Genomic DNA, 26,749 nt, shown 5'->3' with positions numbered 1-26,749 from the left:
GGGGAATCAACATTATTCGGGTGCCCAGTTGATCAGGCGATGGAGCAGGGCATCGACCGCCATCCAGAGTAAGACGGTCATCAGCACCAGGATAAACAACGCGGCAAAGCACTGATCGGTTTGCATGCGCGCATTGGCATTCAGCATTACGTAACCCAGCCCTTCGGCCGAACCCACCCATTCGCCGATAATTGCGCCAATCGGTGCCACGGCAGCCGCCATGCGCAGGCCGGAGCCAAAAGCAGGCAGCGCCGCCATCAGCCGGACATGGCGCAGCTGCGCCCAGCGTGAGGCACCCAGGGTGCGGGCAAGGTCCAGATAGTCCTGATTAACCCGCCTCAGCCCGTCAAAGAAAGCAGAGGTCACCGGGAAGAAGATCACCAGCACCGCCATCGCCACTTTGGCGCTGATGCCAAAGCCAAACCACAGCACCAGCAGTGGCGCGAGGGCAAACACCGGAATGGCCTGGCTGGTCAGCACCACGGGCATCAGCCAGCGTTGCAGGCGGGGGGAGAAGATCATGCCGATCGCCAGCAGCGACCCCAGCAGTACGCCCAGCACCAGCCCGATCAGGACTTCTGAGGCCGTAACCAGGCTGTGATACGCGAGGAAAGCGCGGCCATCCCACAGCGCGCGGGCAACAGCGGCGGGCGACGGCAGCAAAAAGGCGGGAATATCACTCAGTGTGGCCAGCCACCACAGCAGCAGCAGCCCGGTAAAAATCATGACGCCACGTGCGCTGGTGGCGATTTTTCCGCTCATTCTGCGGCCCTCAGCAACTGCTGCAACAGTTCGGCCTGGCTTTTCAGCACGTCAGCATCATCCGGCGCACGGGGCGGCTGGCCACCAATGGTGTGAGTGTCGTCGATCCCGGCAGGATAACCAGACAACACCAGCAGGTGGTGACTCAGACGGCAGGCTTCCATCGGGTCATGGGTAATCAGCAATACGGTGTGGTCGGCCAGCAGTTCAGCGGCCAGCGTCTGGATTTTGGCCCGCGTCAGCGTATCCAGCGCGGAGAACGGCTCATCCATCAGGACAACGGGGCGTCTTTCATACAGCGTACGGGCAATCGCCGCCCGCTGGCGCATGCCGCCGGAGAGCGCCGCAGGGAGGTCGTTGCCGTGTCCGTGCAGTCCGACGCGTTCCAGCAGATGGGCAGCCCAGGCGGCATCCACGTTTTCGCCGCGCAGACGCGCACCCAGTGTGATGTTGTCGCTGATCGACAGCCAGGGATAAAGCAGATCTTTCTGCCCCATATAAGCAATACGCCCGGGCAACGGCAGGCCATCGCTACCGCAGACGGTGCCGGAGGTGGGCTTCGCCAGCCCGGCGATAATCTTCAGCAGGCTGGTCTTGCCGCTGCCGCTGGCCCCCAGCAGGGCAACAAATCGCCCCGGCGGGAGGGTAAAACTGAGACGGTCGAAAATCTGACGCGGGCCGAAGCACAGCGTCAGATCGCGCACCTCAATGCCGGGTGGGTTCATGTCCGGTGCACCGCATTCAGTCCCATCTGCCAGAATGCCGACTCGAGGCGCGTGGCGGTGGTGAAAATCTCAGACAGGGCGGTGAAGCGGCTTTCGGCCCCGCGCTGCTCACCGACCGTTTCCAGTAAACCGAGGGCGGCACGAACGCCGTTCAGATAGTCTGCATCACCATAGTTGCGGATCCAGGAGGCATAAGGGCTGCCTTGTAAAACCGTCTCCGGGGCGTTCAGCAGGCGCAGGCCAATCTCGGCGTAGCCCGCCACACAGGGCAGCAGCGCCACCAGCAGATCCAGCGCATCACCCGAGTGACCGATATCCAGCACGTAGCGGGTGTAGTTCATGGTTTCCGCCGCTTCCGGTTCGCGCATGATTTGCGCTTCGCTCAGCCCCCAGCTTTCGCAGTAGCCAACGTGCAGCGGCAGCTCAGCCACAATGGCGTTCAGCGAAGCCGTCGCCGCGCGCATTTCCGGCAGCGTGCGCAGTTTGCTGACCAGCAGCGCCCAGGCACGGGCAAAGTGAATCAGAAAAAGATAGTCCTGCGTCAGATAACGACGAAAGGCGCTCTCGGGCAGCGTGCCGCGTGAGAGTTGGTGAATAAACGGGTGCGCCACATAGTCCTGCCAGTCGTTACCGGCCTGCTGGCGTAAACGTCCGTACAGACCCTGGCTGAAATCAACAGGCTGAATAGTTTTAGACACTGAATCCCCTCATTTAAGTGGAGATCCGGGCACGCGGAGGTGTGAACAGGGCAGAGGTAACTGCCAACCCGTCCCTTCGCTGGCATGACCCAGATCAGGTTCAAAGGGTTCGGCTTGTTACGCCATCTCAGCCCATACAGGACACCCCTCGGAGGGCTCTTTTATACGGGATTTCATTTTTCATTACAATCCACCCGTCAGACTTCGAGCCGCAGATGCGTTGGCTGCACCTCGAATTATTTTGGGTATATACTGCTAATCAATCGTCATTTGTTTCACCCCACAGGATACCCCCATGAAAAGTATTGGATTTCTGTCGTTCGGCCACTGGACCCCTTCGCCGCAGTCCGGCACCCGTTCGGCGGCCGATGCGCTGTTGCAGTCGATTGATCTCGCGGTCGCCGCTGAAGAACTCGGTGCGGACGGTGCTTATTTTCGCGTGCATCACTTTGCCCGCCAGTTAAGCTCGCCGTTCCCGCTGCTGGCCGCCATCGGCGCGAAAACACGCCGTATTGAGATCGGCACCGGGGTGATCGATATGCGTTACGAGAATCCGATGTATATGGCAGAAGATGCTGGCTCTGCCGACCTGATCTCCGGTGGGCGTTTGCAGCTGGGCATCAGCCGGGGTTCTCCTGAGCAGGTGATCGACGGTTGGCGCTATTTTGGCTATCAGCCTGCGGAAGGGGAAAACGAGTCGGATATGGCGCGTCATCACACCGAAGTGCTGCTGGATGTGCTGCGTGGCGAAGGCTTTGCCAAACCAAACCCGCAGCCGATGTTCCCGAACCCGCCAGGGATGCTGCGCGTGGAGCCGTTCTCGGAAGGGCTGCGTGACCGTATCTGGTGGGGGGCCGGTTCCAATGCTACCGCCGTCTGGGCGGCGAAACTGGGGATGAACCTGCAAAGCTCAACGCTGAAAGATGATGAAACCGGTGAGCCTTTCCATATCCAGCAGGCGCAACAGATCCGCGCCTACCGGGAAGCGTGGAAAGCCGCCGGACATACGCGCACCCCGCGTGTTTCGGTGAGCCGCAGTATCTTTGCGCTGGTGAATGATATGGACCGTGCGTACTTTGGCAACAGCGGCAAAGAAGGGGACAAAGTGGGTTACCTCGATGAGAAAACCCGCGCCATCTTTGGCCGCAGCTACGCCGCAGAACCGGACCAGTTGATTAAACAACTGGCGCAGGATGAAGCCATCGCCGAAGCCGATACCCTGCTGTTAACCGTGCCGAACCAGTTGGGTGTGGACTACTGCGCGCACACTATTGAAGCAATCCTCAAGCATGTGGCGCCCGGCCTTGGCTGGCGCGAGTAGCACGTGCTGTCAGGCTCTCCCGGTATCCGGGGGAACCTGACAACGATGATCTTATTCACACTCGCCGGGGCGTAGTCGGTTTAAAACGAGGTCCACTCTTCCTCAAGGGCTTTAGACGTTTGTGCGCGGAGGGGAAGGGGGTTATGGCTTGAGGATCCGACAACAAACTCGCCTTCATGCACCCGGCTGGTGTTGATCTTAAAGATAGCGACCATCTCACTCAGTTTCTTTGCCTGCTGCTCCAGCGAAATAGCGGCGGCAGACGATTCCTGAACCAGGGTCGCATTTTGCTGCGTGGTCGAGTCCATCTCGGTCACGGCTTTCCCTATCTGTTCAATGCCCTGACGCTGTTCGTGAGAGGCACTAGAGATTTCATCGATAATCTGGCTGACATGGCTCACGGAGTTGACGATATCTCCCATGCTGTCACCGGCTTTATTCACCAGTTCAGTCCCTGTCCCAATACGTGCTACCGACTCGTTGATCAGCGACTCTATCTCTTTCGCCGCATCTGCGCTGCGTTGCGCCAGCGTTCTGACTTCACCGGCAACAACGGCAAAACCGCGCCCCTGTTCACCGGCCCTGGCGGCTTCGACAGCGGCATTCAATGCCAGAATATTGGTCTGGAAAGCAATACCGTTGATCACGCTAATGATTTCAGTGATTTTCTTTGAGCTACCTGCGATGCCATTCATGGTGCTGACCACCTCACTGACGATCTGACCCCCTTTACGGGCATCGGCGCTGGCGCTGGCAGCAAGCTTGCTGGCTTGCAAGGCATTATCGGCGTTAAGGCGTACCGTCGAGGTGAGCTCCTCCATACTGGAGGCGGTTTCCACCACGGCGGCGGACTGTTGCTCCGTTCTGGACGCTAAATCCGTATTCCCTGCGGCAATCTGTGATGAGGCACTGGCTAAGTGACTGACGCTTTCACGTATGCCCGAGATCATGTCGCATAAACGGGTATTCATCGCGCCCATTGTTTGGGTTAGCTCACCCAATTCATCTTTGGAGGAGGCGGTGATCTGAGCCGTAAGATCGCCACTGGAAATGCGCTGTGCCAGGGCAAGATTTTCACTCACAGGTCGTGTGATTTTACGCGTGATCGCCCAAGCGGTGACCAGCCCGGTAAACACCGCCAGTAATGAAAGGAGGGTGATAATGGTGATCGTGCGAGAAATTACCTGGGTGTTATATTCCGTCTGCATTTCAATTAATGTGGCTGCAGTGGTGTTCAGTTCGTTAGCACCCTGGGCCATGTTGTCGGCAGATAGTTGTGTTTTCGCGATGGCAGATAAATACGTTTCTGCACTCGCTTTCAAAGCCTCGTAGCGCATCCATACCGGGGTCAATACGTTTTTTGTCGCCTCTGGCCATTGTGCCAGGCTGTCATTATACAGCGATTCAGTGCGGCGATATAATGCGTCAAAGTCCGATATGGTTTCAGGAGTATGCTTTGCGATCAGTGTGTTGCCAGCCTCACTGAGCAGGGAAAACGCGAAGAGTAAATCAAAAATTTTATCGAGAGAGTCACTATCCGATGCGGTATTTTTTAAGTCATCTTGCAGGTTGGGGAGAAAGCGATTATCACTTTGTTGCAGCAGTTTTTTAGCGAGTTGATTACTGTGGCGGCTTTTATCGTAATAGTCAGTTCGTAACTCACTGTAGCGTTCAATATTGGCGCTGAGCTGTTCAAACTGCTTTTGAGCTTCTCCGCGCCAGGTGAACTGACTGGCATCCTTAATCAGCGTTTGCATCGATTTAATGGCATCGCCGTTCGCTTTCATTTTCTCATCATCACCCGTATGCATGTAAATCAAACGGTTTTGCCGGGCGGCATCCAGCTGGTTGCCAATATCATTGGTCAGCGTTGTTTTTATTGAGTTATGTTCTATCGTTTTTAACGCGTAAATACCGTAACCTGATATACCGATAATAATGCAGATTAAAAGAATAAATCCTGAAAAAAGTTTCTTACCTATTGAAAAGTCGTTAAATTTTAAAATAATCATATTAAGTCCTTTATTAAACATAATTAGTGTTATTGAAATAATTCTGCTTCCGGAGGTAAAACACGTGCCTGCAGGATTTTATCGGCAGTGAGAGCGGTTTCATTAAAAATGACTTTTATTGGGCAGTGATGGGATTTAGTGTGTTGATTTTAAAGTTTTTTTAATGTTAATAAGGGGGCTGATTATAAGATTGATGCGCGTTATTTCTGATGAAATAACGCGTTTTCTGATGTTTTGCTGGCAGACAGGGTACTTTTGTCAGTGGAATTAACTTTATGTAAATGGAGTTTTACATTTTTTTACATTTATATTGCAAGGTATCAGCGTTCTTTCTCGCAAACAGGCTGTTTATTTCTTAGCGTTTGCGGCTATCAGGAATAATCAAATCCCCGCGTAGCACGCATGCACCCAGCATGTCGCGGGTTTTCTCTGTCAGCCAGCTGACGATACGTGCTGCCATCGCATCCATGGAGTATTCAATCGAAGGAATGGACGGAATGCCCGGCAGATCCAGCGAACCGGCAAGGCTGAAGATCATAATGTCACCCGGTACGGTTTTATTAAACGCCTGCAGCTGGCCGATCACCCGCTGTGCTTCCTGCTCGTCAGCCACCAGCAGGGCGTTGAAATTAACGGTAGTGGCGTTATTCAGCAGCACCTGTACCGCAACGGACGAGGTGGTGGAATCCATAAACACCAGATTGCGGTTAAACGGCAAAAAGTTGTTTTCCAGCGCCAGCTTATAGCCCAGCAGCACCTGATCGGTATGACCGCTGGCCTCCGGATGGATCAGGGCAATCTGACGGCGGCCCTGGCTGATCAGATAATTACAGGCGGTCTCTGCGGCAAACGCATGGTCAAACTGGATGCTGTTTGGCGTGTCGGCAGCGACACAGTCAATCAGGATGACGTTGTCATCCGTAATATTCAGCGGGAAACGTGCGCCGATAATCAATACATCATCACAGAGGCCGCAGGAGAGTTCATCCAGCGCATTCATCACGCCCGTTTTGCTGTTGGCGAAACGCAGCAGCAGATGCTTTTGATGCTGGCTGAGGTGTTTTTCCAGTGCATAGAGATAACCGGTGGTCTGGTTAATATTCTCCTGTGCGCAGATCACGCCAATGCAGCCCGTCGACTGCGACAGTAGTGACTGCGCGATAACATTTGGCCGGTAGCTGAGTTCTTCGGCTGCTTTCAGCACCGCAAGGCGACTGGCTTCTTTCACTCCGCGCGATCCGCTCAACACCCGTGATACTGTGGCTTTAGACACCCCAGCTAAACGCGATACATCGTTGATTGTTGACATTTTTCTCCCCTGACACCCGGTAACAGCCTGCAAAAAATACCGCAAGAATGGCGCAAAATATCGCCACTGCCAGTATAGCGGCTTTGCATTTTCATGGAAACCGATTTTCCATATCACCTCAAAACTGTCCATATCGACCGCATTTTTGTGATGGGAATCCAGGAAAAAACCCTTTAACACCTGCGTTTATGATGAGTATCACATTTTTGTTTTCCTTAAATGGAAAACGGTTTCCGTATGGTGTCCAATCGTTTCCACATTTACGTTCTATTACATTTCGAGGATAACGGATTATGGTCAGGATTATGCTGTGCTGCTCTGCCGGGATGTCCACCAGTATGCTGGTGAGAAAAATGGTGGAGGCCGCCAATGAAAGAGGGCTGGAGGTGGACATTGAGGCGTATGGCGTCGCAGAGTTCGATACCCAGTTTCCCCGTTATCAGGTGGTGCTGCTGGGGCCACAGGTTAAATATATGCTGAAAACACTGTCAGAAAAGGCTGCCACGCAGGGTATTCCGGTTCAACCCATCGATCCGATGGATTACGGCATGCAGCGCGGTGACAAGGTGCTGGACTTCGCGCTGTCGTTGATTAACGCAGCAAACTAAAGGGTGTTCATATGAGTTCGCTATATCAGTCAATGATTGCCGTTATCGAGCAATCCATCACCCCGCTGGCGGGGCGTCTGGGTCAGCAAAAATACGTTATCGCCATCCGCGATGGCTTCACTGCCGCGCTGCCGTTTATGATCATCGGCTCGTTTATGCTGGTGTTTATCTTCCCGCCCTTTTCGGCGGATACCACCAACAGCTTTGCGCGTGGCTGGCTGGATTTTTCACTGACCTACCGTGAACAGCTGATGCTGCCGTTTAACCTGAGCATGGGGGTGATGACCTTCTTCATCTCTGTCGGGATTGGTGCCAGCCTTGGGCGGCAGTTTAATCTTGACCCGGTGATGTCCGGTCTGCTGGCGTTTATGGCATTTCTGCTGGTGGCGGCCCCTTATGCGGATGGTCATATCTCCACGCAGTATCTCTCCGGGCAGGGTATTTTCACCGCGTTGATCACCGCGATCTACTCGACGCGCGTCTATGCCTGGCTGAAGCAGAACAACATTACCATTCGCCTGCCAAAAGAAGTACCCACCGGGGTGGCGCGCTCCTTTGAAATCCTGATCCCGGTGGTGGTGGTGATGGGCACGCTGCATCCGCTGAATCTGTTTATTGAAGCGCAAACCGGCATGATTATGCCGCAGGCGATTATGCACCTGCTGGAGCCGCTGGTGTCGGCATCGGATTCACTGCCTGCGATCCTGCTGTCGGTGCTGCTGTGCCAGATTTTCTGGTTCGCCGGTATCCACGGTGCCCTGATTGTGACCGGGATTATGAACCCGTTCTGGATGGCGAACCTGTCGGCCAACCAGGCTGCGCTGGCCGCCGGAGCGGCGTTACCGCATATCTATTTACAGGGCTTCTGGGATCACTACCTGCTGATCGGCGGTGTGGGTTCAACACTGCCTCTGGCTTTCCTGCTGTTGCGCAGCCGCGTGACTCATCTGCGTACCATCGGCAAAATGGGCGTGGTGCCCAGCTTCTTCAATATCAATGAACCTATCCTGTTCGGTGCACCGATCATTATGAATCCGATGCTGTTCATCCCGTTTATCTGCGTGCCGATGATCAACGCCTGCCTGGCGTATGGCGCGACCAAACTGGGCTGGCTGGCGCAGGTGGTGTCGCTGACGCCGTGGACCACTCCCGCGCCAATCGGGGCTTCCTGGGCAGCTAACTGGGCGTTCAGTCCGGTAGTGATGTGTCTGATTTGTATGGTGATGTCGGCCCTGATGTACCTGCCATTCCTGCGCGCCTATGAGCGCTCGTTAATGAAAACCGAAGAGCAGAAAGCCCAGGCCAGCGCACCGTTAAGCGGCACCGTCAGCAGCAACTGAACATCATGGAGAACACAACGATGAAATATCAATTTCCCAAAGACTTCTGGTGGGGCAGCGCCAGCTCTGCGCTGCAAACCGAAGGGGAAAGCCAGCCCGCTCGTGGGGAAACCACCTGGGATGCCTGGTACCGCCAACAGCCAACGCGTTTTCACCAGCAGGTGGGGCCGCAGGATACCTCGACCTTTTACCAGCACTGGCGTGACGATATTGCCCTGCTGAAGCAGCTCAACCACAACAGTTTCCGTACCTCATTGAGCTGGTCCCGTCTGATACCGGACGGCACGGGAGAGGTTAACCTGGAAGCGGTGGCGTTCTATAACAACGTGATTGATGAACTGCTGGCGCAGGGGATCCAGCCATTTATCACCCTGTTCCATTTTGATATGCCGATGGCGATGCAGCAGCAGGGTGGCTGGGAAAGCCGGGACGTGGTGGCGGCTTTCAGTCGCTATGCGAACCTCTGCTTTGAGTTGTTCGGTGACCGCGTGCTGCACTGGTTCACCTTCAACGAGCCGATTGTCCCGGTGGAAGGGGGATATCTTTACGACTTCCATTACCCGAACGTAGTGGACTTTAAGCGGGCAGCGACCGCTGCATACCACACGGTGCTGGCCCATGCGCAGGCAGTGCGTGCATTTCGTGCCGGGCAGTACCCGGGGGAAATTGGCATTGTGCTGAATCTGACGCCGTCCTATCCGCGTTCGCAGAACCCGGCGGATGTGAAAGCGGCCCACCATGCCGACATGCTGTTTAACCGCAGCTTCCTTGACCCGGTGTTGCGCGGCGAGTATCCGGCCGATCTGATGGTCCTGCTGCAAAGCTACGATCAGCTTCCGGCTTGCCAGCCGGGGGACCGGGCGTTAATCGCTGACGGTAAGATCGACCTGTTGGGGATTAACTATTACCAGCCGCGCCGCGTCAAGTGCCGGGACAGCGCCGTGAATCTGCAATCGCCATTTATGCCAGAGTGGTTATTTGATAATTACGAGATGCCCGGTCGTAAAATGAATCCGTATCGCGGCTGGGAAATCTATGAGCCGGGTATTTACGATATTCTGACTAATTTACGTGTGAATTATGGTAACCCGCGCTGCTTTATTTCCGAGAACGGCATGGGCGTGGAAAATGAACAACGATTTGTTGATGACGGCCAGATTAATGACCACTACCGCATTGAATTTGTATCTGAGCATCTGAAGTGGCTGCATAAAGGCATCAGTGAAGGGAGTCATTGCCTCGGTTACCACATGTGGACCTTTATTGATAACTGGTCATGGTGCAACGGTTATAAAAATCGCTACGGCTTCGTACAGCTCGATTTAGCCACGCAGCAGCGCACGGTGAAAAAAAGCGGAGAGTGGTTTGCCCGCACCGCCGCCCGTCATGGATTTAATGAAGAAGGGGATAATGATGATTGATTTAGAAGAGGCAGTGATGGATATCATCGTCAACGCCGGACAGTCGCGCAGCCTGTGCTTTGAAGCCCTGCATGCCGCGCGTGGTGGGGATATTACCCGGGCGAAAGCCCTGTTGCAGGAAGCGGATGGCTTTTCGCGGCAGGCCCATCAGATGCAAACCAAACTGATCGAGCAGGATGCCGGAGAAGCCCGGCAGCCGATGACCTTGATTATGGTGCATGCGCAGGATCATCTGATGACCTCATTACTGGCCCGTGAATTATCCGAAGAAATTATCCATCTCTATCAGCGATAGAATCAAACATTCAGTGAGGAAATTAATTACCAGAATATATTAATCCGTCTTTACCTCTGTGTATTATAAAATAAACTGCTGGTTATGGTAGTGGGGTTGGTATTATTTAAACCATAACAAGACAGTTATTATCCAAAATAACATCGCTCACGCACACGTCTTTGCGCGGCATTGTGACGCGCAAAGACCACGGCTGGGTAATATTGAGATAATTATGAAAATATTTAAAAAATTGCCCGTGACGCTGGCGGTCATGGCAGCCCTTTGTTCTGGATCCGTCGTTGCACAAGAATTTACTCAGGCACAAATCGACGCCATCGTGGCGCGAGCCGTGGATAAAGCGTTAGCCGAACGTCAGGTCAAAATAGACACTGCCGTCGATAAAGCCCTGGCAGAACGTCAGGCCAAAGCCGACAGTGCCATGGCTAAAAAAGCGGATGTGATCACTGAGCCACAAACTACGGCACAGTCGCCTGACAAGGCAATTCCGTTTGGCGTGCAGTTCACGGGCTACGCTCGCTACGGTGCACAGTTCCAGGGGGGTGACCAGAAGTTTGTCGGCGTCGACGGTTCCTATAATGGTTCTTCTGCGATAGGCCGTCTGGGCAATGAAGGCAATGGCGGTGAGTTCCAGCTTTCCAAAGCCTTTAAAGGCGATAACGGCGCAATCTGGGACGTTAACGTGATGATCGATCACTGGGGCGATGAGGTTAACCTCAAAAAAGCCTACGCGGGCGTCACGAATCTGTTCGAGTCGAACCCCAATGCGTATCTGTGGGCCGGACGTGATTTCCACCAGCGTCCACAGCAGGGGATTAACGACTACTTCTGGATGAACCATGATGGGCAGGGTGCGGGGGTGAAAAACTTCGAACTCGGCGGCGTGAAGTTTGATGTGGCGACAGTGGCCGCTGTAGAGTCCTGTAATCCTGAAGTGATGGACGAAGATGGCAACCCGTCACGCATCAGCTGTACCGGCGGCTCGGGCACTGGCGACAAAGGTAACTATGCGGTCACCTCCAAAATCCACGGCATGAAGGTCGGCCCGCTGGATCTGGAGTTGTACGCCAACTACGGCTTTGATTCCAAGGCGGTGGAAAGTGAAGAGCGTCTGAAAGCCTGGCAGGGCGGTGTGGTTCTGAGCCACACAGGCGAAAACGGCGTGAACAAAGTGATCACCCGTTACTCCAACAACGCCGATAACAGCGTGTTTAATAAAACCGACGAGCTGACGGCGATCTATGCCAGCTTTGAAGGGAACTACAAGTTCACGCAGCAGGCGCAGGTGGAGTATCTGCTGGCCTTCCACGACTACGCGAATAAAGCGGATAACACGGATGATCGCCGTAACTACGGGGCAATCGTGCGCCCGATGTACTGGTGGAACGATGTGCACTCCACCTGGCTGGAAGCGGGTTATCAGCGTGTTGATTACGATCAGGGCGGCGATAACCACGGCTGGAAGCTGACGCTGTCGCAGAACGTCTCCATTGATATGGGGCCGGAGTTCCGTCCGATGCTGCGCTTCTACGTCACGGGGGGCGAAGTGGATAACAAGCGTACCGCACGTATCAACGGCAACGATGATAATACGCAGCTCGACTCCTTTAACGTCGGTGCGATGTGGGAAGCCTGGTTCTGATTGTCAGCGGATGAAACGGGAACAGAGGGGCGACCAGTGACGCTGGTCTGCACGCTGGTTCAGGTTCAGGTTCAGGTCAACGTCAAGGGCGTTTCGCTTTCCCGCTGCGCGGGCGAAGCGACCAAAGGGCGGCAGTCGCCCCGCCCTTTGGAATCCGGGCTTGCGGCAGGCGCATCGCCCGCTTTCAGCGGGTGCCATCGTCAGCTTCGTTCACCGACGGAGCGGTCGTGACGGCACATCCCTGTGCCGGCTCTCCCTCTCACCGCCGTCCTGGCGGTTCGTCCTGGTTCACTGTGCTTCCTCAGCGCTGCTGAATGCCGCCTCAACGTCAAAAGCCAGGTCAAAACCCAGATCCAAAACCCTGATTCAAATCAATCCGCAGAGACTGTCACGTGGTGGGGGTTGTAATACCCGCAGCGAGCAGACGTTCTGCGGGGATGGGGCCAGTTTGAGGTAAGCCGGACGTCACGCGGCAGGGACGCCGCGTGCCGAGGCCCGCATGGATGCGTCTTTTGCCGATCCGGCGTGCTCAAACTGGCCTCAGACCTGAAGCCGAATGATCAGCCATTCATTTTTGTGGGGATCTCTTAGGGGGCGGCCACTTGTATCTTAATAACGTAACGGGTTAGCTACCGTTACGCGAAGCGGGGTGACCCTTTTTTCCGGTCATCCCGTCATGGCTGCCTGGTCCTGCGGTAAGGGGATATCGGCGCTGATGCGCAGCCCGTCGCCATCAAACACCATACACTGGTGCGGATAGAACGCGGGGCGCAGCATCTGATAAGGGCGGAAATGCACATCACCCGGCAGCAGCATCTTAAAGCCGTCGTAGCCGTAAATCTGCCCGAACAGATAGGTATTGTTACCCAGCCGTTCGACCACCTCACAGTGAAAATCCAGCTGTAACGGCGCATCGCTGTTGATGCGCAGATGCTCAGGACGGATACCCAGCGTCAGTTCCTCACCCGGCTGCAACAGGCGTGCAGGTGCAGGCAACGTCAGCGTGTTCGCCCCCTCATTCACCGTAACGATCAGCCCCTGAACGCTGCAGTGCTGCACGCGTGCAGGCAGGAAATTCATCTTGGGTGAACCGATAAAGCCCGCGACAAAGCGGTTCACCGGGTTGTAATACAGTTCCATGGGTGACCCCACCTGCTCCAGCTTGCCGTAGTTCATCACCACGATTTTATCCGCCAGCGTCATCGCCTCAATCTGGTCGTGGGTCACATACACCATGGTGGTTTTCAGCTCCTGGTGCAGTTTGGCGATATGCAGACGCATATCGACGCGCAGCTCGGCGTCCAGGTTTGACAACGGCTCATCAAACATAAAGACCTGCGGATTACGCACGATAGCCCGTCCAATCGCCACGCGCTGGCGCTGGCCGCCGGAAAGCTCTTTGGGTTTGCGTTCAAGCAGATGGGAGAGTTGCAGGGTTTTCGACACCATCTCCACCTGATGGCGGATCTTCTCTTTCGCCACACCGTTCACTTTCAGCCCGTAACCCATATTTTCGGCCACCGTCATATGTGGATAAAGCGCATAGGACTGAAACACCATCGCCACGCCGCGATGGGCGGGCGCCACATCGTTCATCAGCTCATCGCCAATCAGGATCTCGCCATCACTGACCTCTTCCAGCCCGGCAATCAACCGCAGAAGGGTGGACTTACCACAGCCAGAGGGACCGACGAAGACGGTGAACTCACCGTCTTCAATATCCAGATGAATATTATTGAGCGTTTCTGTTTTACCAAAACGCTTGGACACGTTTCTCAGTCTGATGCTGGACATGCGGAACCTCATCGAAAGGGGGATTTAAATAATAAATGTATTACGTATTACAATTTATCTTGTGACACGCTAACCCTTGTGGCGTCTGGCGTGACTATAAACCCCTGATGCAGAGCACCCTAGAGTCGATTTTGATTTCTGTAATATTGATCACATATTAGCGAGAACAGGGTGGAGGAGTGACGCTGTTCCGCGTAGCGTATGACATCACGCGCTGTGACACTCTCCCTTCTGCAAGTGACGCTATATGGGGCTTGCGATGTGTAGGTCAGAAATTCAGCGGATTGAAAAACAGTTAAATGTTATACCTTCACATGAGGTCAGCAATGAAAGTCAAAACCGGCATCACTCTGCTTCTGTCTGCTCTGGCTCTGGGGCAGGCTGCACACGCAGCGCAGCAACTTACCGTCTGGGAAGATATTAAAAAATCCGAAGGTATCAAAACGGCGATTGCTGATTTTCAGAAGCAATACAACGTTGAAGTCAAAGTGCAGGAAATGCCCTTTGCCCAGCAGATAGAGAAGCTGCGTCTTGATGGCCCGGCGGGGATTGGCCCGGACGTGCTGGTGATCCCTAATGACCAGTTGGGCAGCGCGGTGGTGCAGGGATTGCTGTCACCGCTGGCTGTCGATGCGGCACAGCAGGCGGCCTATACCCCATCAGCGATGGCCGCGTTTATTCAGAATAAAGTGGTATATGGCGTACCAAAAGCCGTCGAAACTCTGGTGCTGATTTATAACAAAGATCTGCTGCCGCAGCCGTTTAAAACGCTGGATGAGTACCGTGCCTTCTCGCAGAAGCAGCGCGAGGCGAAGCAGTATGGCCTGCTGGCAAAATTTGACCAGATTTATTACAGCTGGGGGGCTATCGCCCCGATGGGCGGTTATATCTTTGGCCAGGACGGCAAGGGCGGGCTCAACACCCTGGACATCGGGCTGAACACACCGGGCAGCGTAGACGCGGTCAGCTATCTCAAGAGTTTCTTCACCCAGGGGCTGCTGCCCAGCGGCATCCTCGGTGACAACGGTCTGAACGCCATCGACTCCCTGTTTACCGAGAAAAAAGCGGCGGCGGTGATCAATGGTCCCTGGGCATTCCAGCCTTACCAGGCGGCAGGCATCAACTATGGCGTGGCGCCGTTGCCTGAGCTGCCTAACGGCAAACCCATGAGCTCCTTCCTCGGTGTGAAAGGCTATGTGGTGTCCACCTGGAGTAAAGATAAAACGCTGGCGCAGCAGTTTATCCAGTTTATTAACCAGCCGCAGTATGTGAAAGAGCGCTTCCAGAAAACGCAGGAAATTCCGCCGGTCGTCGCCCTGATGAATGACCCGCTGATTAAAAATGATGAAAAAGCCAATGCGGTGGCGGTGCAGGCGGCGCGTGCCGTTGCGATGCCGGGTGTGCCGGAGATGCAGGAAGTGTGGGGCCCGGCCAATGCGGCACTGGAGCTGAGCGTGACAGGCAAGCAGGAGCCAAAGGTCGCACTGGATAATGCGGTGAAGCAGATTGCCATGCAGATTGAAGCGATGCAGGCCAGCAACCAGTAAGCCCCTGCCGCTCGCGGTTTGAATAAATAAGGAAAAGGTTGTGATGATTTCCCCCAGTGAAAAACTGACGCTGCACAAGCGCTCACGCCAGCATGCTCTGGCAGGCGTGCTGCTGGCGCTGTTACCCGGTTTTGGCCAGTTTTACCACCGCCAGTGGGCAAAAGGGCTCTGCTATCTGATCCTGCTGACCAGCTTTTACGGTGTGTTTCATAACTTCCTCCAGCACGGGCTGTGGGGGCTGGCAACGCTGGGGGAAGAAGTCCCCCGCGATAACTCCATCTTTTTGCTGGCAGAAGGCATTATCAGCGTCCTGATTATCGCCTTTGGCCTGACGATATGGGGACTGTCGCTGCGCGATGCCTGGCTGAACGGCTGCCGCCGTGATGAAGGCAAACCGCTGCACGGGGTGCGTAAGCAGTATCAGCTGCTGCTGCGAGAGGGGTTCCCGTACCTGATGATCACGCCGGGGTTTTTCCTGCTGGTGTTTGTGGTGGTGTTCCCGATCCTGTTTGGGTTCGCCATCGCCTTTACCAACTATAACCTCTACCACACGCCGCCCGCGAAGCTGGTGGATTGGGTGGGGCTGAAAAACTTCGTCAATATCTTCACCCTGTCGATCTGGCGTTCGACCTTCTTCGACGTGCTGCAATGGACCGTGGTCTGGACGCTGCTGGCCACCACGCTGCAATGTTCGGTGGGTGTGATGCTGGCGATTCTGGTGAACCAGAAAGACCTGCGTTTTAAACCGCTGATCCGCACCATTTTTATCCTGCCGTGGGCGGTGCCGGGCTTCGTCACTATCCTGGTGTTTGCCGGCATGTTTAACGACAGTTTTGGCGTGATTAACAATGCGATCCTCGATTTCTTCGGCATTGCGCCGAAAGCATGGATGACCGATCCGTTCTGGACCAAAACCGCACTGATTATGATGCAGACCTGGCTGGGCTTCCCGTTTGTGTTCGCCATGACGACCGGCGTATTGCAGGCGATCCCTGACGATCTGTATGAAGCGGCGATGATGGACGGTGCCGGGCCCTGGACGCGTCTGAAAACCATCACTCTGCCGCTGGTGATGTACGCCATTGCGCCCATCATCATCACGCAGTACACCTTCAACTTTAACAACTTCAACATTATCTACCTGTTTAACAACGGCGGTCCGGCGGTGGCAGGGTCAAACGCAGGCGGCACCGATATTCTGGTGTCGTGGATCTACAAGCTGACCATGTCGTCATCGCAGTATGCGATTGCCGCAACCATTACGATTTTGCTGTCGATCTTTGTGGTCGGTCTGGCGCTGTGGCAGTTCCGCGCCACCAAATCGTTTAAACAAGATGAGATGGCGTAAGGGAACCGTTATGGCGAAGTCAGTCAGTATTAAACGTGAAAAATGGCTGCGTCTGTCGCTCACCTGGCTGGTGGTTCTGGTGGTCTCGACCATCATTATCTACCCGCTGGTGTGGACGGTCGGGGCGTCGCTGAATGCGGGCAACAGTCTGCTGAGTAGTTCGATTATTCCTGAGAACGCATCGTTACAGCACTACCGCGACCTGTTTAACGGCACGGTGCCGTACCTGACGTGGTACTGGAACTCGATGAAAATCAGTTTCTTTACCATGGTGCTGACCTTAATCAGCGTGAGCTGCACCGCGTATGCATTCTCGCGCTTTCGCTTTAAGGGACGGCAGAACGGTCTGATGCTGTTTCTGCTGTTGCAGATGATCCCGCAGTTCTCGGCACTGATTGCCATCTTTGTGCTGTCGCAGCTGCTGGGATTGATCAACAGCCATCTGGCGCTGGTGCTGATCTACGTTGGTGGCATGATCCCGATGAACACCTATCTGATGAAGGGTTACCTGGACGCGATTCCAAAGGACCTGGATGAGTCAGCGCGCATGGACGGGGCAGGGAACTTCCGTATCTTTATCGAGATCATCATGCCGCTTTCGAAGCCGATTCTGGCGGTGGTGGCGCTGTTCTCCTTCACCGGCCCGCTGGGGGACTTCATTCTTTCCAGCACCATTCTGCGCAGCCCGGATCAGTTCACGCTGCCCATCGGGCTGTACAACCTGGTCTCGCAGAAAATGGGGGCCAGCTACACCACTTACGCCGCCGGGGCGGTGCTGATTGCCGTACCGGTCGCCGTGCTCTATCTGGCGCTGCAAAAATACTTCGTTTCCGGCCTGACCTCAGGAAGTACAAAGGGATAAACCATGACACCTAAAACGCTGTTACTCGCCCTGGCAATGGCCTGGGCGACGCCTCTCTTCGCCGCAAATCCGCCTGTGATTCGTCCCATCGGCCCGGTGCCGGCCGATTTTGTCAAAGGGGCTGATATCTCCACGCTGCCGGAACTGGAAAAGCAGGGGGTGAAATTTTATAACGCCCACCATCAGCTACAGGACCCGATTGCCATCCTGAAAGCCAACGGCATCAATACTATTCGCCTGCGCCTGTGGGTTGACCCCTATGACAGCAACGGCAAAGCCTACGGCGGTGGCACCAACGACCTGCCCACTACCCTGGCGCTGGCGAAACGTGCCAAAGCCGCCGGGATGCAGATCCTGCTGGACCTCCACTACAGTGATTTCTGGACCGACCCGGGTAAGCAGTTCAAACCGAAAGCCTGGGAAAAACTGACTTTCCCGCAGCTGGAAACGCGCGTGCATGACTACACACGCGACACCCTTGCCCGCTTCAAAGCCGAGGGCGTGCTGCCGGATATCGTCCAGATTGGCAACGAGCTGAACGGCGGCATGCTGTGGCCGGAAGGGAAAAGCTGGGGGCAGAACGGTGGGGAGTTTGACCGTCTGGCGGGCCTGCTGAAAGCGGGCATCACGGGCGTGCGGGAAAACCTCAGCGATCCGGGCCAGGTCAAAATCATGCTGCACCTGGCTGAAGGCACCAAAAATGACATGTTCCGCTGGTGGTTCGATGAGATCACCCGCCGTCAGGTGCCGTTCGATGTGATTGGTCTGTCGATGTACACCTACTGGAACGGCCCGATTAGCGCCCTGAAAGCCAATATGGACGACATCAGCCAGCGCTATCAGAAAGACGTGATGGTGGTGGAAGCGGCCTATGCATACACGCTGAAAAACTGCGACAGCGCCGAAAACAGTTTCCAGGCGAAGGAAGAGAAAGATGGCGGCTACCCGGCCACCGTTGAGGGGCAGGCGGCCTATCTGCACGACCTGATGCAGGCGGTGCTGGCGGTGCCGAATCACCGCGGTAAGGGCGTGGTCTACTGGGAACCGACGTGGATTGCCGTGCCGGGTAACACCTGGGCGACGCCGGAAGGCATGAAGTATATCCACGACGAGTGGAAGCAGGGCAACGCCCGTGAAAACCAGGCGCTGTTTGACTGCCAGGGCAACGTGCTGCCGTCAATTCAGGTATTTCATTAATTTACAGGCCTGAGGGCCGGTGTCACTGACACCTCAGAGGAACCGCAATGACTAGATTTCCACCGCTCTTTGCCGGGGTCAACACGCTGCTGCACGGCGCGGATTACAACCCGGAACAGTGGCAACATACCCCGGGCATCATTGATGATGACGTCGCGATGATGCAGCAGGCGAACTGCAATGTGATGTCGGTTGGCATCTTCAGCTGGGCGAAACTGGAGCCGGAAGAGGGGCGCTATGACTTCGGCTGGCTGGATGACGTGATTGAAAAACTGCATCAGCGGTCGATTCGGGTGTTTCTGGCCACACCCAGCGGCGCGCGCCCGGCGTGGATGTCGCAAAAGTATCCGGAAGTGTTGCGCACCGGGCGCGATCGCGTGCCTGCGCTGCACGGCGGGCGGCATAATCACTGCATGACTTCGCCGCTGTACCGGCAAAAAGTTCGGGCGATCAACAGCCAACTGGCGGCGCGCTATGCGCACCATCCGGCGGTGATCGGCTGGCATATTTCCAACGAATACGGCGGCGAGTGCCACTGCGGGCAGTGCCAGCAGGCCTTTCGCGGCTGGTTGCAGCGCCGCTACGGCACTCTGGAGCAGCTTAACCACGCCTGGTGGAGTGATTTCTGGAGCCATACCTACAGCGACTGGTCGCAGGTGGTATCCCCTGCACCGCAGGGTGAAATGTCGATTCACGGGCTGAATCTCGACTGGCGGCGCTTTATGACCGATCAGGTCACCGACTTTTGTACCGAAGAGATCAAACCGCTGAAAGCGGCCAACCCGGACCTGCCTGCCACCACCAACTTTATGGAGTATTTCTACGACTACGATTACTGGAAGCTGTCGCAGCCGCTCGATTTTATCTCCTGGGACAGCTACCCGACCTGGCATAACGAGCAGGATGAAACCACGCTGGCCTGTTATACCGCCATGTATCACGACCTGATGCGCACCCTGAAACAGGGGCAACCGTTTGTGCTGATGGAGTCGACGCCGGGGGCGACCAACTGGCAGCCCACCAGCAAGCTGAAAAAACCGGGGATGCACATTCTCTCTTCATTGCAGGCCGTGGCCCACGGGGCGGATGCGGTGCAGTATTTCCAGTGGCGTAAAAGCCGCGGCTCGGTGGAGAAGTTCCACGGTGCGGTGATTGACCACGTCGGGCATCTGGATACGCGTATTGGCCGCGAAGTCAGCGAACTGGGTCGGATGCTGGCAGCAATGGCCCCGGTGCAGGGTAGCCGCGTTGACGCGAAAGTGGCGATCGTTTTCGACTGGGAAAGCCGCTGGGCGATGGACAATGCCCAGGGGCCGCGCAATACCGGCCTGCACTATGAGCGCACGGTGGCCGAACACTACCGCACGTTCTGGGAGCAGGGCGTGGCAGTAGACGTGATCAATGCCGATGTTGACCTCAGCGGGTATGCGCTGGTGATCGCCCCGATGCTGTATATGGTGCGCGACGGCTTTGCCGCCCGCGTGGAGCAACATCTGCGCCAGGGCGGGCAGTTTGTCGCCAGCTACTGGACGGGCGTGGTCAATGAAAGCGACCTCTGCCATCTGGGCGGTTTCCCGGGGCCGCTGCGGCCGCTGCTGGGGATCTGGGCGGAAGAGATCGACAGCCTGACGGACGACGAAACCAACGGCGTATGTGCTGTCGAAGGCAACATGCTGGGCCTGCGCGGCAGCTATCAGGCCCGTGAGCTGTGCGAACATATTCATCTGGAAGGGGCAACCGCGCTGGCCGTTTACCAAAGCGATTTCTATGCCGGCCAACCGGCGGTCACCGTTAACGACGTGGGCGCCGGGCAGGCCTGGTATATCGCCTCACGTAATGACCAGGCTTTCCATCGGGATTTCTACGGTGCCCTGATTGCCAGGCTGGCGCTGCCACGTGCGCTGGCGGTGGACCTGCCTCCGGGGGTGACCGCGCAACGCCGCACCGACGGCGAGTCCAGCTTTATCTTCCTGCAAAACTTCACGGCGCAGACGCAGACGGTCACGCTGCCTGCGGGTATCAGCGATCTGATTGACGGTGTGCCGCTCTCCGGCGAGCAGATCATGCCGCCGTGGGGCTGCCGCGTGCTGCGCGCGCCGCTGTAAACAGCTGTTCACCAGCGGGCGCAAGCCCGCTTTTTTTATGTCTGAAAGGAGAGGTATATGGTCAGTCTGAAATCGTTTAAGCATTACTTCAGCCGGCAGGAAACCCCGGAGGAAGCCGACGCAGCGGAGTGTGCGCTGCTGGATCAGTTAATGAGCTGCTTTGGCGGGCGCGAGAATATCGTGCAGGTGGATGCCTGCCTCACGCGACTGCGCGTCACGGTGAAATCGGTGGCGGCAGTGAATGCCAGCGGGTTACAGCAGGCAGGGGCAACGGGAGTGGTGATTCTGGGCCATGAAGTGCATGCTATTTTTGGCACGCGCTCTGACCGTCTGCGTCAGCTGATGGAAGCACACTATTTCCGTCAGCCATAAAAAAATGGATAACCGGTGACGGTTATCCAAATTAACGATCCAGTGCTTATCCAATGATGATGAAGGCGTTGATCAGGGCATTACCACCAGGCTTCAACCTGCACACCAAAGTTCCAGGTGTTGCTGGCCGTGCCGTCCTGGAAGCTGTTCCCCTGCTCGGAGTCATTCAGGTAAGAAGTGAAGATGCGCAGTTCCGGGCGTGACATAAATTCCGGACCCGCGGCCAGGCCCAGCGCGAGGGTATATTTCTGCCCGGCCTGTTTGTAGTCGCTGCCGTCTTTGTTCTGATCTTTCTGCATAAACGTCCCGGCTTCACCGATACCGCGCACATAGTCTGTAAACTGGTACTGGGCGCGCCCGACCAGGGAGAGCAGGGTACTTTTATCGGTGAACGCGGTGACGTTATCGGCGGAACCCCAGGTCACGACCTGATTCAGCGACAGGCGATCAGTGATCGGCAGCAGGCCGGTGTTGATCACGCGATAGCCTTTGGCATCACGGGTATCGTTCCACATGTCATACCAGCCGCCGCCCTGCGAGATCATATTCTGCGCCAGCCCTTTGTTGGCGTATTGCAGCACCAGTTTCTGATAGCCGCCCCACATATCCTGGCTGATTTCCCCGGTGACCATCACGCCGTTATCCGCGTCATACAGTTCGCCGTACTCTTTCTGTTTGTTGGTCGGGTTCGGCATGGCGTAGTCCACACCGAACTCTGTCCATGCGCCGTTCCACGGCTTCCAGCCAGCGTAACGGACATCGAGGTAGTTGATATTCACGTCGTTATCGCCGTCGGCACGGTAGTCAACATCGTTGGCATCACCGCGTATCCAGGCGACGGAGACGGCGCCTGGGCCAAAGGTGTAGTTTTCAATACCGGCACCGGAGCCGGAGATATTCCAGTATTTGGTATCAATGATATGCAGGTCATGGCGCTGGTAGTAGCGTTTACCGCCCCAGATGACGGCGTTTTTATCCCCGGGGATCAGGCCTTTGATTTGCAGGTTGAGCTGACGCAGCCCGAACTGGGCGTCGTCGCCGAAGGTGGTTTCATTATCGTTGGAGCCGTCGGAAAACATGCTGACCATTGAGTCGACATAGAAACTGACGTCATCCTTTTTGTACACTTCGCTGCCCAGTTCGATTTCACCGTAGGTATCGGCTTCGTTACCCAGACGACCAATCTTATTTTTTTGCCACTCCTCCATGCCTCCATCGCGCGAAACGCCCACACCGCCGCGCAGATAGCCGTGGAAATCAATGTTGTCGATGGCTGCGAATGCAGGAGAAGTCAGTGCTGCGGCAAGTGCCACAGCGGTCGCTGTCAGTCTTGTGTTCATGTCACCCTCTGTTTATATTTGTCATACGTTCACACGATGGCGACAGTAAACGCCTCACGATGAGCGTGAAGCAATTGGAGTAACGAAATTGTGTGATTTAGTGCAAGTATTTACCCGTTATTTGTAACGATTGGTGAAGTTGATCACCGAATTATGTATGTGAACGTCTGACTTTACTGTGGGTTTTTGACAGTGTGACCGACTTAACCTGAACGTCATTTGCACTGTGATACAATCCGGCCATCTGTAAACAGGGAAGCGAACCATGAAATCAAAGAGTGCCACCTTGGAAGATGTCGCCCGTCGCGCTGGGGTGTCTTATCAAACGGTTTCCAGGGTGCTGAATAAGTCTGCGAACGTTTCGGAAGGTACGCGCAGCAAGGTAACAAAGGCGATAGAGGAGCTGCGCTATGTGCCTAACCGCCTTGCGCAACAGCTGGTGGGAAAACAGAGCACCACGCTCGGTCTGGTGACCACGTCTCTGGCTCTCCATGCCCCTTCTCAGGTGGCGGCGGCGATTAAGCGCTACGCCAATGCGGCGGAGTATCAGGTGCTGATCGCCATGATCGGTGAGAACGTCAATCAAAGTTTGCAGGAGTCGATCAACGAGCTGAAATCGCAGCTGGTCGACAAAGTGATTATTAACGTTCCGCTGGATACCGCCTGTGCCGAGCAAATCGTCGAAGAGAACCAGGACATTATTTGCCTGTTCCTGGACGTCGACCCTTATTGTTCGGTGTTTAACGTTTCGTTTAACCCGGCGGATGGCACCCGTGCCAGCGTGAAATACCTCTACGAACAGGGGCACCGTGAGTTTGCGCTGCTGGCGGGGCCAGAGCACTCCGTTTCGGCGCGGCTGCGGCTCAGGAGCTGGCTCGAGACACTGGAGAGCTACCGGTTGGCCCCGGTGAGCGTTATTCACGGTAACTGGGATGCGCAGAGCGGCTACAGCGGCATCTTGCAGCTGCTGCGTGAAACCCCGCACTTCAGTGCGCTGCTGGTGGGGAACGATCAGATGGCCTTAGGCGTGCTGAGTGCATTGCATCAGCAGGGCGTAACCGTGCCGGGGCAGGTGTCCGTGGTGGGGTATGATGACACGTATGAGAGCGCGTTTTTCCATCCCTCGCTGACCACCGTGTCGCTGGACCTGGACTTACAGGGAAAAGAGGCAGTGCAGCGTATTTTACAGGCCAGCGAGGATGACCATAGCCGCTCATCCTCCATTCTGCCTGCACGTCTGGTGGTGCGCAGCTCAACGTCAGCAGCAGGTCAGCAGCAGCAGGATTTAAAACAGATAGCCGAACAGCTGCGCCTGATTGCCAGCCGTCTGGGATGACGGCTGAACGGTGATGGCTTCCGGTTGACCGACGTCCGCCGGAAGCTGTCGCGTTATTTCGCCCCAAAGCAGGCGTTCAGCCCGGCCTGGGTATCCTTGCTTGCCAGGCCGGGCATCGGTTTATCCGCGATAAGTGTGACACCGGTATCCACATACCCGGACACTTTCTTACCGTGCCGGGCGTAAGCCACCGCCGCATCAACGCCCATCGCTGCCATGGTTAAGGGATATTGCTGCGCTGTGGCAGCAATCTTCCCTGAACGCACGTTGTTCACTCCGGCACAGCCCCCATCGACCGAGACGATCATCGCCTGTTTACCGGCTTCCTGTAAGGCCTTGTACGCGCCGGCAGCGGCCGGTTCGTTGATGGTATACACCAGGTTGATATCAGGATGGCTTTTCAGGCAGCTGGCCATTACCTCATAGCCTTCCTTCTCGGCGCCTTGAGAAAAACCGGCACAGACGGTTTCAGCGGTGACCGACAGCTCACTGGAGTCGGCACCTGCTGCCGCTAATCCCAGCCCGCTCATAAAACCATTATGACGTCTTGCCCCGACTAAATGTCCGGGCGATAAATCCAGCATGGCAATCTTCAGTGGCTGTCCGGAAAATTTTAACGGCATGGCGGCTTTGGCATATTCGCCAATCAGCTGCCCGGCTTTATAGTTGTCAGTACCAAACAGCGCATCCACCGCCGTCATCGGATCGGTCGGGGAGTCCAGTGCGATGACCTGCACCCCTTTGGCACGCACTTCATCCAGTGCGGGCACAATGGCTTTGGCATCGCTCGGGGTGATCAGCAGAGTGGTCGCCCCTGCGGCCACCATCTCCTGGATGGCCTGAATTTGCGCCGGATAATCGCCGTCTTCTTTGCCTGCCGCCGTCAGGAGTTTCACCCCATGCACGGTAGCGCCCAGCATGGCACCTTCTTTCATTTTCAGGAAAAAGGGGTTGGTATCTGTTTTAGTGATCAGGCCAATAGTGATGCTGTCGTTACTGGCATACGCCGCTGAACTGACCATCGCGGCGAGAGCAAAAGCACAGGTTATTTTCATCTCAGATCCTTAGCGCATCGCTGCTGTTGTATCGTTGAGACGGCCTGCACGTGAAATATCAAACGCAGAGATCCCTTCCAGCAATAAATAAGCCTGCTGCTTAAGGCTGGCGGCAGCGGCGGCACTCTCTTCCACCAGGGCGGTATTTTGCTGCGTGGCTTCGTCCATATTGACCACGGCTTTATTCACCTGATCGATACCCGTGTGCTGTTCGCTGGAGGCGAGGGTGATTTCGGCCATCAGGCTGTTAACGCCCTTAACCGCATTGACCACTTCCTGCATGGTACTACCCGCCTCATCGACAAGCTTAGAACCGGTATTGATCCGCTCGACAGACTCATCGATCAGGTTTTTGATTTCCCTCGCGGCGGTGGCACTGCGCTGGGCGAGGATGCGAACCTCACCGGCCACAACGGCAAATCCACGGCCCTGCTCACCGGCGCGGGCGGCTTCCACGGCCGCATTAAGCGCCAGGATGTTGGTCTGGAAAGCAATCCCTTCAATGACGGTAATAATCTGGGTGACCTTGCCGGAACTGCTGGCAATGTCGTGCATGGTGCTGACCACACGTTCGACCACATTGCCGCCACGCTGTGCCACCTGAGAGGCACTGGTCGCCATCAGATTTCCCTGGTGGGCATTATCGGCGTTGTGCTTCACGGTGGCGGTTAACTGCTCCATGCTGGCAGAGGTCTGCTCCAGTGAAGAGGCCTGCGCTTCGGTGCGGCGGCTTAAGTCTTCATTGCCCAGGGTAATTTCACCTGACGCGGAAACTATGCTCTCAGCCGAGTTTGCCACCTGGCTGATCAGGTTATGCAATTTCTCCTGCATCTCACCCAGGGCAGCCAGCACGCTACCGGCCGGGGCAGTGACCGCGCCGTTAACCTGGCTCAGGTCGCCCTGAGCAATGCGCTGAACGACCTGACCTAAAATGGCCGGTTCTTCGCCTAAGGCACGGAACAGGGAGCGGATGATCATTGCACCGAGAATCACTGCCAGACTCAGCGCCAGCAGGCTGATCGCGATGAAAATAATCCGCGTTTGCTGATAGGCGCTCTCTGCGGTACTCAGACTCTCCGCCGCGCGCTCGGTGCTGTATTTAAGGTACTGATTCGCCGTGGTCAATAAGGTGGTGAGCTGAGGGCGTAATTCACGGTTCATACGGTCAATCGCTTCCGCCTTTTTCTCCGCCAGGGCTAACTCAACAATGTGGTGAGCAATGGGGCGATACCCCTCTTCCGCCTGTGCGATGGCGGAAACAAACTGTCGATCCTGGTCGGTTACGTCAGTGTGCTGCTTGATGGCTGCCTGTAACTGAGTCAGCGCTGCGGCGGTTTTCTCTTCTGCTGCGGCCACCTGTTTTTTACCGGCTTCAATGTCGGCGGCCTCACTGACCAGCACCAGACCGTACAGACTCAGTGAACTGTCCTTCACACCGCTGAGAATAAGATTGACGGAGGACTCACGTGCCGCCACCTGCTGCACATGGGTTTTGAATCGGTCATTCGCATTGCTGAGGGCGTTCATCGCGAGAAGAACGACGGCAAGCACAATCACCACTAACACGCCGAACCCGAGGAGGAGCTGAGTTCGTACGGTGGTATTTTTGAATTGCATAAATGGACACCCCTAAAATGGCAACTTGAAGGTCAGCCAGCGG

The 26,749-nt window shown here is 55.8% G+C and carries 22 protein-coding genes and 1 riboswitch; of the genes, 13 read left to right on the top strand and 9 right to left on the bottom strand.

The features are described 5' to 3' along the window. Window positions 1–12 precede the first annotated feature (12 nt). The 3 genes from FY046_RS05230 to FY046_RS05220 are packed head-to-tail and all read right to left on the bottom strand — an operon-like array spanning window position 13 to window position 2,173. Window positions 13–762, bottom strand: coding sequence for an ABC transporter permease (locus FY046_RS05230; RefSeq protein ID WP_159337026.1), 750 nt, complete (start codon window positions 760–762; stop codon window positions 13–15). Next, window positions 759–1,487: an ABC transporter ATP-binding protein gene (locus tag FY046_RS05225; RefSeq protein WP_133843034.1), complete on the bottom strand. Its 729-nt coding sequence runs from the start codon at window positions 1,485–1,487 to the stop codon at window positions 759–761. Before FY046_RS05225 ends, FY046_RS05230 begins: the two co-directional genes overlap by 4 nt. Continuing rightward, entirely contained in the window at window positions 1,484–2,173 is a 690-nt protein-coding gene (locus FY046_RS05220; protein ID WP_446185946.1) for a TenA family protein, read from the bottom strand. Before FY046_RS05220 ends, FY046_RS05225 begins: the two co-directional genes overlap by 4 nt. Before the next feature lie 66 nt (window positions 2,174–2,239). Beyond that, window positions 2,240–2,344, bottom strand: a riboswitch (TPP riboswitch). A 136-nt stretch (window positions 2,345–2,480) separates the two neighbouring features. On the opposite strand from FY046_RS05220, the gene FY046_RS05215 reads away from it, so the two are divergent. Then, window positions 2,481–3,506 carry an LLM class flavin-dependent oxidoreductase gene (locus FY046_RS05215; RefSeq protein ID WP_167864434.1) on the top strand — a complete coding sequence of 342 codons (1,026 nt, stop codon included), beginning with the start codon at window positions 2,481–2,483 and terminating at the stop codon, window positions 3,504–3,506. 80 nt (window positions 3,507–3,586) lie between these two features. Here the strand turns inward: FY046_RS05215 and FY046_RS05210 are convergent, their stop codons facing one another. After that, window positions 3,587–5,518 carry a methyl-accepting chemotaxis protein gene (locus FY046_RS05210; RefSeq protein ID WP_446185835.1) on the bottom strand — a complete coding sequence of 644 codons (1,932 nt, stop codon included), beginning with the start codon at window positions 5,516–5,518 and terminating at the stop codon, window positions 3,587–3,589. Window positions 5,519–5,873: 355 nt separating this feature from the next. Then, entirely contained in the window at window positions 5,874–6,827 is a 954-nt protein-coding gene (locus FY046_RS05205) for a LacI family DNA-binding transcriptional regulator (protein WP_133843041.1), read from the bottom strand. 293 nt (window positions 6,828–7,120) lie between these two features. Here FY046_RS05205 and FY046_RS05200 point away from each other — a divergent pair, with 293 nt between their 5' ends. The 5 genes from FY046_RS05200 to FY046_RS05180 all read left to right on the top strand — a co-directional run bounded on the left by FY046_RS05200 (window position 7,121) and on the right by FY046_RS05180 (window position 12,133). After that, a complete protein-coding gene (locus FY046_RS05200) occupies window positions 7,121–7,435 on the top strand; it encodes a PTS sugar transporter subunit IIB (RefSeq protein WP_133843043.1) in 315 nt (104 codons plus the stop codon). 11 nt (window positions 7,436–7,446) lie between these two features. Beyond that, the gene (locus FY046_RS05195) at window positions 7,447–8,775 is read left to right on the top strand and encodes a PTS sugar transporter subunit IIC (protein ID WP_133843045.1); all 1,329 of its coding nucleotides are present in this window, start codon (window positions 7,447–7,449) and stop codon (window positions 8,773–8,775) included. 20 nt (window positions 8,776–8,795) lie between these two features. After that, on the top strand, window positions 8,796–10,196 hold the full coding sequence (locus FY046_RS05190; protein ID WP_446185834.1) for a glycoside hydrolase family 1 protein: 1,401 nt from the start codon (window positions 8,796–8,798) through the stop codon (window positions 10,194–10,196). Continuing rightward, complete coding sequence (locus tag FY046_RS05185) at window positions 10,189–10,491, top strand: PTS lactose/cellobiose transporter subunit IIA (RefSeq protein WP_446185945.1); 303 nt, start codon at window positions 10,189–10,191, stop codon at window positions 10,489–10,491. Before FY046_RS05190 ends, FY046_RS05185 begins: the two co-directional genes overlap by 8 nt. A gap of 214 nt (window positions 10,492–10,705) precedes the next feature. Further along, the gene (locus FY046_RS05180; protein WP_171149902.1) at window positions 10,706–12,133 is read left to right on the top strand and encodes a carbohydrate porin; all 1,428 of its coding nucleotides are present in this window, start codon (window positions 10,706–10,708) and stop codon (window positions 12,131–12,133) included. 666 nt (window positions 12,134–12,799) lie between these two features. Here the strand turns inward: FY046_RS05180 and FY046_RS05175 are convergent. Further along, on the bottom strand, window positions 12,800–13,927 hold the full coding sequence (locus FY046_RS05175; RefSeq protein ID WP_133843051.1) for an ABC transporter ATP-binding protein: 1,128 nt from the start codon (window positions 13,925–13,927) through the stop codon (window positions 12,800–12,802). Window positions 13,928–14,253: 326 nt separating this feature from the next. Between FY046_RS05175 and FY046_RS05170 the strand changes: the two genes are divergently transcribed. From FY046_RS05170 to FY046_RS05145, 6 genes are read left to right on the top strand one after another with little or no spacing between them, the layout of a single operon-like run. Next, window positions 14,254–15,474, top strand: a complete 1,221-nt coding sequence (locus tag FY046_RS05170; protein WP_133843053.1) for an extracellular solute-binding protein — start codon at window positions 14,254–14,256, stop codon at window positions 15,472–15,474. Between the two features lie 43 nt (window positions 15,475–15,517). Continuing rightward, the gene (locus tag FY046_RS05165) at window positions 15,518–16,822 is read left to right on the top strand and encodes a carbohydrate ABC transporter permease (RefSeq protein WP_167864749.1); all 1,305 of its coding nucleotides are present in this window, start codon (window positions 15,518–15,520) and stop codon (window positions 16,820–16,822) included. 10 nt (window positions 16,823–16,832) lie between these two features. Further along, window positions 16,833–17,684, top strand: a complete 852-nt coding sequence (locus FY046_RS05160) for a sugar ABC transporter permease (protein ID WP_133843057.1) — start codon at window positions 16,833–16,835, stop codon at window positions 17,682–17,684. A 36-nt stretch (window positions 17,685–17,720) separates the two neighbouring features. Further along, complete coding sequence (locus FY046_RS05155; RefSeq protein WP_425306603.1) at window positions 17,721–18,881, top strand: glycoside hydrolase family 53 protein; 1,161 nt, start codon at window positions 17,721–17,723, stop codon at window positions 18,879–18,881. A gap of 47 nt (window positions 18,882–18,928) precedes the next feature. Next, window positions 18,929–20,986 (top strand): beta-galactosidase, encoded by a 2,058-nt coding sequence (locus tag FY046_RS05150; protein WP_446185833.1) that lies wholly within the window; start codon window positions 18,929–18,931, stop codon window positions 20,984–20,986. 57 nt (window positions 20,987–21,043) lie between these two features. Continuing rightward, window positions 21,044–21,358: a glucose PTS transporter subunit EIIB gene (locus FY046_RS05145; protein ID WP_212814081.1), complete on the top strand. Its 315-nt coding sequence runs from the start codon at window positions 21,044–21,046 to the stop codon at window positions 21,356–21,358. A gap of 80 nt (window positions 21,359–21,438) precedes the next feature. Here the strand turns inward: FY046_RS05145 and FY046_RS05140 are convergent, their stop codons facing one another. Then, window positions 21,439–22,698, bottom strand: coding sequence for a maltoporin (locus tag FY046_RS05140; RefSeq protein ID WP_133843065.1), 1,260 nt, complete (start codon window positions 22,696–22,698; stop codon window positions 21,439–21,441). A 265-nt stretch (window positions 22,699–22,963) separates the two neighbouring features. Here FY046_RS05140 and FY046_RS05135 point away from each other — a divergent pair, with 265 nt between their 5' ends. Continuing rightward, window positions 22,964–24,034, top strand: coding sequence for a LacI family DNA-binding transcriptional regulator (locus FY046_RS05135; protein WP_133843067.1), 1,071 nt, complete (start codon window positions 22,964–22,966; stop codon window positions 24,032–24,034). Window positions 24,035–24,087: 53 nt separating this feature from the next. Here the strand turns inward: FY046_RS05135 and FY046_RS05130 are convergent, their stop codons facing one another. Together FY046_RS05130 and FY046_RS05125 are read right to left on the bottom strand one after the other, a co-directional pair. After that, window positions 24,088–25,089 (bottom strand): substrate-binding domain-containing protein, encoded by a 1,002-nt coding sequence (locus tag FY046_RS05130; RefSeq protein ID WP_167864442.1) that lies wholly within the window; start codon window positions 25,087–25,089, stop codon window positions 24,088–24,090. Between the two features lie 9 nt (window positions 25,090–25,098). Beyond that, entirely contained in the window at window positions 25,099–26,706 is a 1,608-nt protein-coding gene (locus FY046_RS05125) for a methyl-accepting chemotaxis protein (protein WP_446185832.1), read from the bottom strand. Between the last annotated feature and the right edge of the window lie 43 nt (window positions 26,707–26,749).

It is taken from the genome of Erwinia sp. 1181_3, from assembly GCF_052824965.1.
Note: the sequence above shows the minus strand (reverse complement) of the source record. Positions and strands in the feature narration are given on the sequence as shown.